We start from the raw sequence: 6,448 nt of genomic DNA, 5'->3' as shown, positions 1-6,448 counted from the left end.
CCGCTGCGCGGCCACTCCTTCGAGTTCCGCATCAACGGCGAGGACCCCGGCCGGGGCTTCCTGCCCGCCCCGGGCACGGTCACCACGTTCGCCGCACCCTCCGGACCCGGTGTCCGCCTGGACGCCGGCGTCGAGTCCGGCAGCGTCATCGGCCCCGCCTGGGACTCCCTCCTCGCGAAGCTGATCGTCACCGGCCGCACCCGCGCCGAGGCCCTCCAGCGCGCCGCACGCGCCCTGGAGGAGTTCACCGTCGAGGGCATGGCCACCGCCATCCCCTTCCACCGCGCGGTCGTCAAGGACCCGGCGTTCGCCCCCGAACTGTCCGGCTCCACCGCCCCCTTCACGGTCCACACCCGCTGGATCGAAACCGAGTTCGCCAACGACATCAAACCCTTCACCGCACCCGCCGACGACACGGAGAACGAGGGCGGGGGCCGCGAGACGGTCGTCGTCGAGGTCGCCGGGCAGCGCCTGGAGGTGACGCTGCCCGCGTCGCTCGGGCGGGTGCCGGAGCGTCAGCCGAGCCTCGTCGGGGCCGCCGCCAGGCCGCGGCGGCGCACCTCCGGCGGTGGCGCGGGCGCCGGGGCCTCCGGCGACACGCTCACCTCGCCGATGCAGGGGACCGTCGTCAAGGTCGCCGTCGCGGAGGGGCAACGGGTCGAGCAGGGCGACCTGGTCGTCGTACTCGAGGCGATGAAGATGGAGCAGCCGCTCACCGCGCACAAGTCCGGCACCGTCTCAGGGCTGGCCGCCACGGCGGGTCAGGCCCTGACCTCCGGTGCCGCCGTCTGTGACATCAAGGACTGATCCACGTGGCAGCACTCACCTACACCGACGCCATGGGCGAGGCACTCCAGCGGCTGCACGGAGTGGGCTTCGAGCACGGCGGGTCCTTCGTCAACCACGCGCCGATGGCCGCGGAGGCGCTGGCGCACATGGGGTACGCCGACGAGGTGCCCGCCTGGGTCGACCACAACCTGCGCCACCGCGAGTACCACGACGTCCCCGAACGCCGCTGGGCCATCGACCCGGCCGACCCGGCGGACTGGCGCGGTGCGCTCGGCGACTTCGCGCGGGTCGCCGACTGGACCGGCCTGTTCGAGCGGGAGCTGGCCCGGGAGCCGTGGACCGAGGTGCTGGCCCGCTGGTGGCCCCGGCTGCTGCCGGGCATGTCCGGGATGCTGACGCACGGAGTGATCCGCACCGCGCACGCGGTGCGGGCGGTCGCCGCCGCCGGCAAGGACGACCGGCTCCAACTGGCCGAGCTGGCCCAGGGGCTGGGCTACTGGGCCGCACGGCACTCCACCGGCGGTGTCACCGTGGCCGGGGAGCCGCCGCCGGACCTGCCGGACGGGGACGACGGGCGGGAGCCGGTCGTCCGGGCGCTGGACGAGCTGGTCGCCGAGTATGCCGGGATCTACGCCACGGTCGCCCAGCGGCACCCCATCCCGCTGATCCACGCGGTCACCGGACCGGCCGCCGTACGGCTGGTCGTCGGGCATCTGCCCGAGGCGCAGCGGCTGCCGTCGTACCAGGTCGCACGGGCCGTCAGCGGCCGGATGCTCGACTGGTTCCACGCCACGCCCCGGCCGGCGGCGCCGCTGCCCCAGGCGCCGGACGTGGCCGAGGTGTTCGCGCGGGCCGTCGAGATCGGCGACGAACACACCATCAAGCTCGCCGAGGTCGCGGTGCGGCACGAGGCGATCGCCCCCGACCCGCGGCACGCGGCCGCCGCCCAGGTGGCGAACGAGGGCATCGGCCGCTTCTACCGCTGAACCACCCCTGCCGGTTTCAGATCGTTTCCGGACTCTTTCCGACCCGTTCCTTCCCCGCCCGGAGGGCGGGTTGTCCCGAGGAGTGTCATGGACGCACAAGTCATCGTCGTGGGCGCAGGACCGGCCGGGATGATGCTGGCCGGCGAGCTGCGGCTCGCCGGCGTCGACGTCATCGTCCTGGAGAAGCTGCCCGCGCGGACCGGGGAGTCGCGCGGCCTCGGCTTCACCGCCCGCACCATGGAGGTCTTCGACCAGCGCGGACTGCTGCCCCGGTTCGGCGACATCGAGGTCAGCAACGTGGGCCACTTCGGGGGCCTGCCGGTCGACTTCGGTGTCCTCGACGGGGCCCACCAGGCCGCCAAGACCATCCCCCAGTCGGTCACCGAGACCGTCCTGGAGGAGTGGGCCACCCAGCTCGGCGCGGACATCCGGCGCCGGCACGACGTCGTCTCCGTCAAGGAGAAGGAGGACAGCGTCGAGGTCGAGGTGCGCGGCCCCGAGGGCGTGCACCGGCTGCGCGCCGAGTACCTCGTCGGCTGCGACGGAGGCCGGTCCACCATCCGCAAGGCCGCCGGCTTCGACTTCCCCGGCACCGCGTCGACCCTGGAGATGTTCCTCGCCGACGTCAAGGGCATCGAGCTGGAGCCCCGGATGATCGGCGAGACCCTGCCCGGCGGCATGGTCATGGTCGGCCCGCTGCCCGGCGGGATCACCCGGCTGATCGTCTGCGAGCGGGGCACCCCGCCGCAGCGCCGGGAGCAGCCGCCGACCTGGGACGAGGTGGCCGCGGCCTGGCAGCGGCTGACCGGCGACGACATCTCGCACGCCGAGCCGGTGTGGGTCTCGTCCTTCGGCGACGCCACCCGCCAGGTCACCGAGTACCGGCGCGGCCGGGTCCTGCTCGCGGGCGACTCCGCGCACATCCACCTGCCGGCCGGCGGCCAGGGCATGAACACCAGCATCCAGGACTCGGTCAACCTCGGCTGGAAGCTCGGCGCGGTGGCCCGGGGCCGGGCGCCCGAGGCACTGCTGGACACCTACCACGCCGAGCGGCACCCGGTCGGCAAGCGGCTGCTGATGAACACCCGGGCGCAGGGTCTGCTCTTCCTGTCCGGGCCCGAGGTGCAGCCGCTGCGCGACGTGCTGGGCGAGCTGATCCGCTACCCCGAGGTCAGCCGGCACTTCGCGGCGATGGTGTCCGGCCTGGAGATCCGCTACGACCTCGACGGCGGCCCCCACCCGCTGCTCGGCCGCCGGCTGCCCGACGTGAGGCTGACCGGTCACCGGCTGGTCTCCTCCAGCACCGAGGCCCTGCACGCGGGCCGCGGCGTGCTGCTCGACCTCGCGGACAACGAGCGGCTGCGCGACCGCGCCTGGGACTGGCAGGACCGCATCGACATCGTCACGGCCGAGCCCGTCCTGCCGGAGAACAGCCCGCTCGCCGGCACCACCGCGGTCCTCGTCCGCCCCGACGGCTACGTGGCCTGGGCCGCCCCGGGCAGCCACGCGGACCTCCCGATGGCCCTGGAGCACTGGTTCGGCCCGGCGCGCTGACCCTGGGCGACACCCGCACGCCGTCGACCGACCCCCGCGACCCCGCGACGCACCGCTGAATGGAGAGATCATGCACAGCACGTTGATCGTCGCCCGGATGGACCCGGGTCACAGCACCGAGGTGGCCCGGCTGTTCCAGGAGTTCGACCAGAGCGAGATGCCGCATCTGATGGGCACCCGGCGCCGCCAGCTCTTCGCCTACCGCGGCCTGTACTTCCACCTCCAGGACTTCGACTCCGACAACGGCGGCGAGCTGATCGAGGCGGCCAAGACGGACCCCCGCTTCGTGCAGATCAGCGAGGACCTCAAGCCGTTCATCGAGGCCTACGACCCGGCAACCTGGCGGTCCCCCGCGGACGCGGTCGCCACGCGCTTCTACGACTGGGAGGGCCGGGCGTGAGCGCCAGGCGAGTGGTCATCACCGGGGTCGGCGTCACGGCCCCCGGTGGTGTCGGCACCAAGAACTTCTGGAACCTGCTCAGCGAGGGACGCACCGCCACCCGGGGCATCACCTTCTTCGACCCCTCCTCCTTCCGCTCCCGCGTCGCCGCCGAGATCGACTTCGATCCGGAGGAGCACGGGCTCGGCCCGCAGGAGATCCGCCGGATGGACCGCGCGGCCCAGCTGGCCGTGGTCACCGCCCGCGAGGCCCTCGCCGACAGCGGCCTGGACCTGAGCGGCGCGGACCCGCACCGGGTCGGCGTCACCATCGGCAGCGCGGTCGGCGCCACCATGGGACTCGACCAGGAGTACCGCGTCGTCAGCGACGGCGGTCGCCTGGACCTGGTGGACCACGCCTACGCCGTACCGCACCTCTACAACTACCTGGTGCCCAGCTCCTTCGCCGCCGAGGTGGCGTGGGCGGTGGGCGCCGAGGGCCCCGCGACGGTGGTCTCGACCGGTTGCACCTCAGGACTGGACTCGGTCGGCCACGCCGCCGAGCTGATCCGGGAGGGCTCGGCCTGCGCGGTGGTGGCGGGCGCGACGGACGCCCCGATCTCCCCGATCACCCTGGCCTGCTTCGACGCGATCAAGGCCACCACCCCGCGCAACGACGACCCCGAGCACGCCTCGCGGCCCTTCGACGGGACCCGTAACGGCTTCGTGCTCGGCGAGGGTTCGGCGGTGTTCGTCCTGGAGGAGCTCGAAGGAGCGCTTCGGCGGGGCGCGCACATCTACGCCGAGATCGCCGGCTACGCCTCGCGCTGCAACGCCTTCCACATGACCGGACTGCGCCCGGACGGCGTGGAGATGGCCGAGGCCATCACGGTCGCGCTGGACGAGGCCCGGATGAACCCCGAGGACATCGACTACGTCAACGCGCACGGCTCGGGCACCAAGCAGAACGACCGGCACGAGACGGCGGCGTTCAAGAAGAGCCTCGGCGAGCACGCCTACCGGACCCCGGTGTCCTCCATCAAGTCGATGGTCGGGCACTCGCTCGGCGCGATCGGCTCGATCGAGATCGCCGCGTCGGTCCTCGCCATGGAGCACGGCGTCGTGCCCCCGACGGCGAACCTGCACACCCCCGACCCGGAGTGCGACCTGGACTACGTGCCGCTGACGGCCCGTGAGCACCGCACCGACGCGGTGCTGACCGTCGGCAGCGGATTCGGTGGCTTCCAGAGCGCCATGGTGCTCGCCCGACCGGAGAGGAGTGCGGCATGAGCACGGCCGCGACGCGCACCGTCGTCACGGGGCTCGGCATAGCCGCCCCCAACGGCCTCGGTAGCACCGACTACTGGGCTGCCACCCGCTCGGGCAAGAGCGGCATCGGCCGCATCACCCGCTTCGACCCCACCGGGTACCCGGCCAAGCTGGCCGGCCAGGTGCCCGGCTTCCACGCCGGCGACCACCTGCCCAGCAGGCTGCTCGCGCAGACCGACCACATGACCCGCCTCGCCCTGGTCGCCACCGACTGGGCGCTGGCCGACGCGGGCGTCACGCCCGCCGAGCTGCCCGCGTACGACATGGGCGTGGTCACCGCCAGCTCCTCCGGCGGCTTCGAGTTCGGCCAGGGCGAGCTGCAGAAGCTGTGGAGCCAGGGCAGCCAGTACGTCTCGGCGTACCAGTCCTTCGCCTGGTTCTACGCCGTCAACAGCGGTCAGATCTCCATCCGCAACGGCATGAAGGGCCCGAGCGGGGTGCTGGTCTCCGACCAGGCCGGCGGGCTCGACGCGATCGCCCACGCCCGGCGGCAGATCCGCAAGGGCACCCAGCTGATCGTCTCCGGGTCGATCGACGCCTCGATCTGCCCGTGGGGCTGGGTCGCCCAGCTGGCGAGCGGGCGGCTGTCCGAGGGGGAGGAGCCCGACCGGGCTTACCTGCCCTTCGACGCGGCCGCCGCCGGGCACGTGCCCGGTGAGGGCGGGGCCATCCTGATCCTGGAGTCCGCCGAGGGCGCCGCCCGGCGCGGCGTGCGGGTGTACGGCGAGATCGCCGGCTACGCCGCCACCTTCGACCCCGCCCCCGGCAGCGAGCGCCCGCCCGGCCTGCGCAAGGCGATCGAACTCGCCCTGGCCGACGCGGGCGTGGACGCCGGTGACGTCGACGTCGTCTTCGCCGACGGGGCGGCCGTGCCCGAGCTGGACCGGATCGAGGCGGACGCGCTGAACGAGGTGTTCGGTCCGCACGGCGTCATGGTCACCGCCCCCAAGACGATGACCGGGCGCCTCTACTCGGGCGCCGCCCCCCTCGACGTGGCGACCGCCCTGCTCGCCATCCGGGACGGTGTCGTGCCGGCCACCACCCACGTCCACCCCGACGCCTCCTACGACCTCGACCTGGTCACCGGCGAGGCCCGGGCCACCGAGGTCCGCACCGCGCTGATCCTGGCCCGCGGCCACGCCGGCTTCAACGCGGCAACGGTGGTCACCGCCGCGTAGGCCGTCCGGCGGTTCGGCGGATGGCGCCGGGCGCGGGCGCCGGGGGTTTGTCCGGCGGGGCCCGGCCCACGCCCGCCATCACGTCGCCCGCGAGGCGGCGAGGGTGGTCACGGCCGCGCAGGCCGTCCGGCGGTGCGGCAATGGGCGTAGGGCGTTCGTGCGTACGCGCCCTGCGGCGCACCGCCGCGCGCATCACCTCGCCGGCCCACGCCGCCTGCGAGGCGAGTGCCCCCG

The 6,448-nt window shown here is 73.7% G+C and carries 6 protein-coding genes; all 6 read left to right on the top strand.

The window, feature by feature from the left end; all coding sequences use genetic code 11:
• Positions 1–807 (top strand): acyl-CoA carboxylase biotin carboxyl carrier protein subunit (locus ACZ7LV_RS33270; protein WP_471944918.1); only part of this gene is annotated, 807 nt, incomplete at its 5' end.
• Positions 808–812: 5 nt separating this feature from the next.
• Positions 813–1,775, top strand: coding sequence for a hypothetical protein (locus ACZ7LV_RS33265; protein WP_471944916.1), 963 nt, complete (start codon positions 813–815; stop codon positions 1,773–1,775).
• An 87-nt stretch (positions 1,776–1,862) separates the two neighbouring features.
• Positions 1,863–3,329, top strand: a complete 1,467-nt coding sequence (locus tag ACZ7LV_RS33260; RefSeq protein ID WP_471944914.1) for an FAD-dependent monooxygenase — start codon at positions 1,863–1,865, stop codon at positions 3,327–3,329.
• A gap of 70 nt (positions 3,330–3,399) precedes the next feature.
• Positions 3,400–3,729 carry a TcmI family type II polyketide cyclase gene (locus ACZ7LV_RS33255; protein WP_471944912.1) on the top strand — a complete coding sequence of 110 codons (330 nt, stop codon included), beginning with the start codon at positions 3,400–3,402 and terminating at the stop codon, positions 3,727–3,729.
• Positions 3,726–4,997, top strand: coding sequence for a beta-ketoacyl-[acyl-carrier-protein] synthase family protein (locus ACZ7LV_RS33250; RefSeq protein WP_471944910.1), 1,272 nt, complete (start codon positions 3,726–3,728; stop codon positions 4,995–4,997). The genes ACZ7LV_RS33255 and ACZ7LV_RS33250 overlap by 4 nt, the downstream gene beginning before the upstream one ends.
• Positions 4,994–6,214 carry a ketosynthase chain-length factor gene (locus tag ACZ7LV_RS33245; protein WP_471944908.1) on the top strand — a complete coding sequence of 407 codons (1,221 nt, stop codon included), beginning with the start codon at positions 4,994–4,996 and terminating at the stop codon, positions 6,212–6,214. The genes ACZ7LV_RS33250 and ACZ7LV_RS33245 overlap by 4 nt, the downstream gene beginning before the upstream one ends.
• Positions 6,215–6,448: the final 234 nt, after the last annotated feature.

It is taken from the genome of Streptomyces sp. NPDC107562, assembly GCF_055657325.1.
The sequence above is the reverse complement of the archived record's forward strand: the minus strand, read 5'-3'. Positions and strand labels throughout refer to the sequence as shown.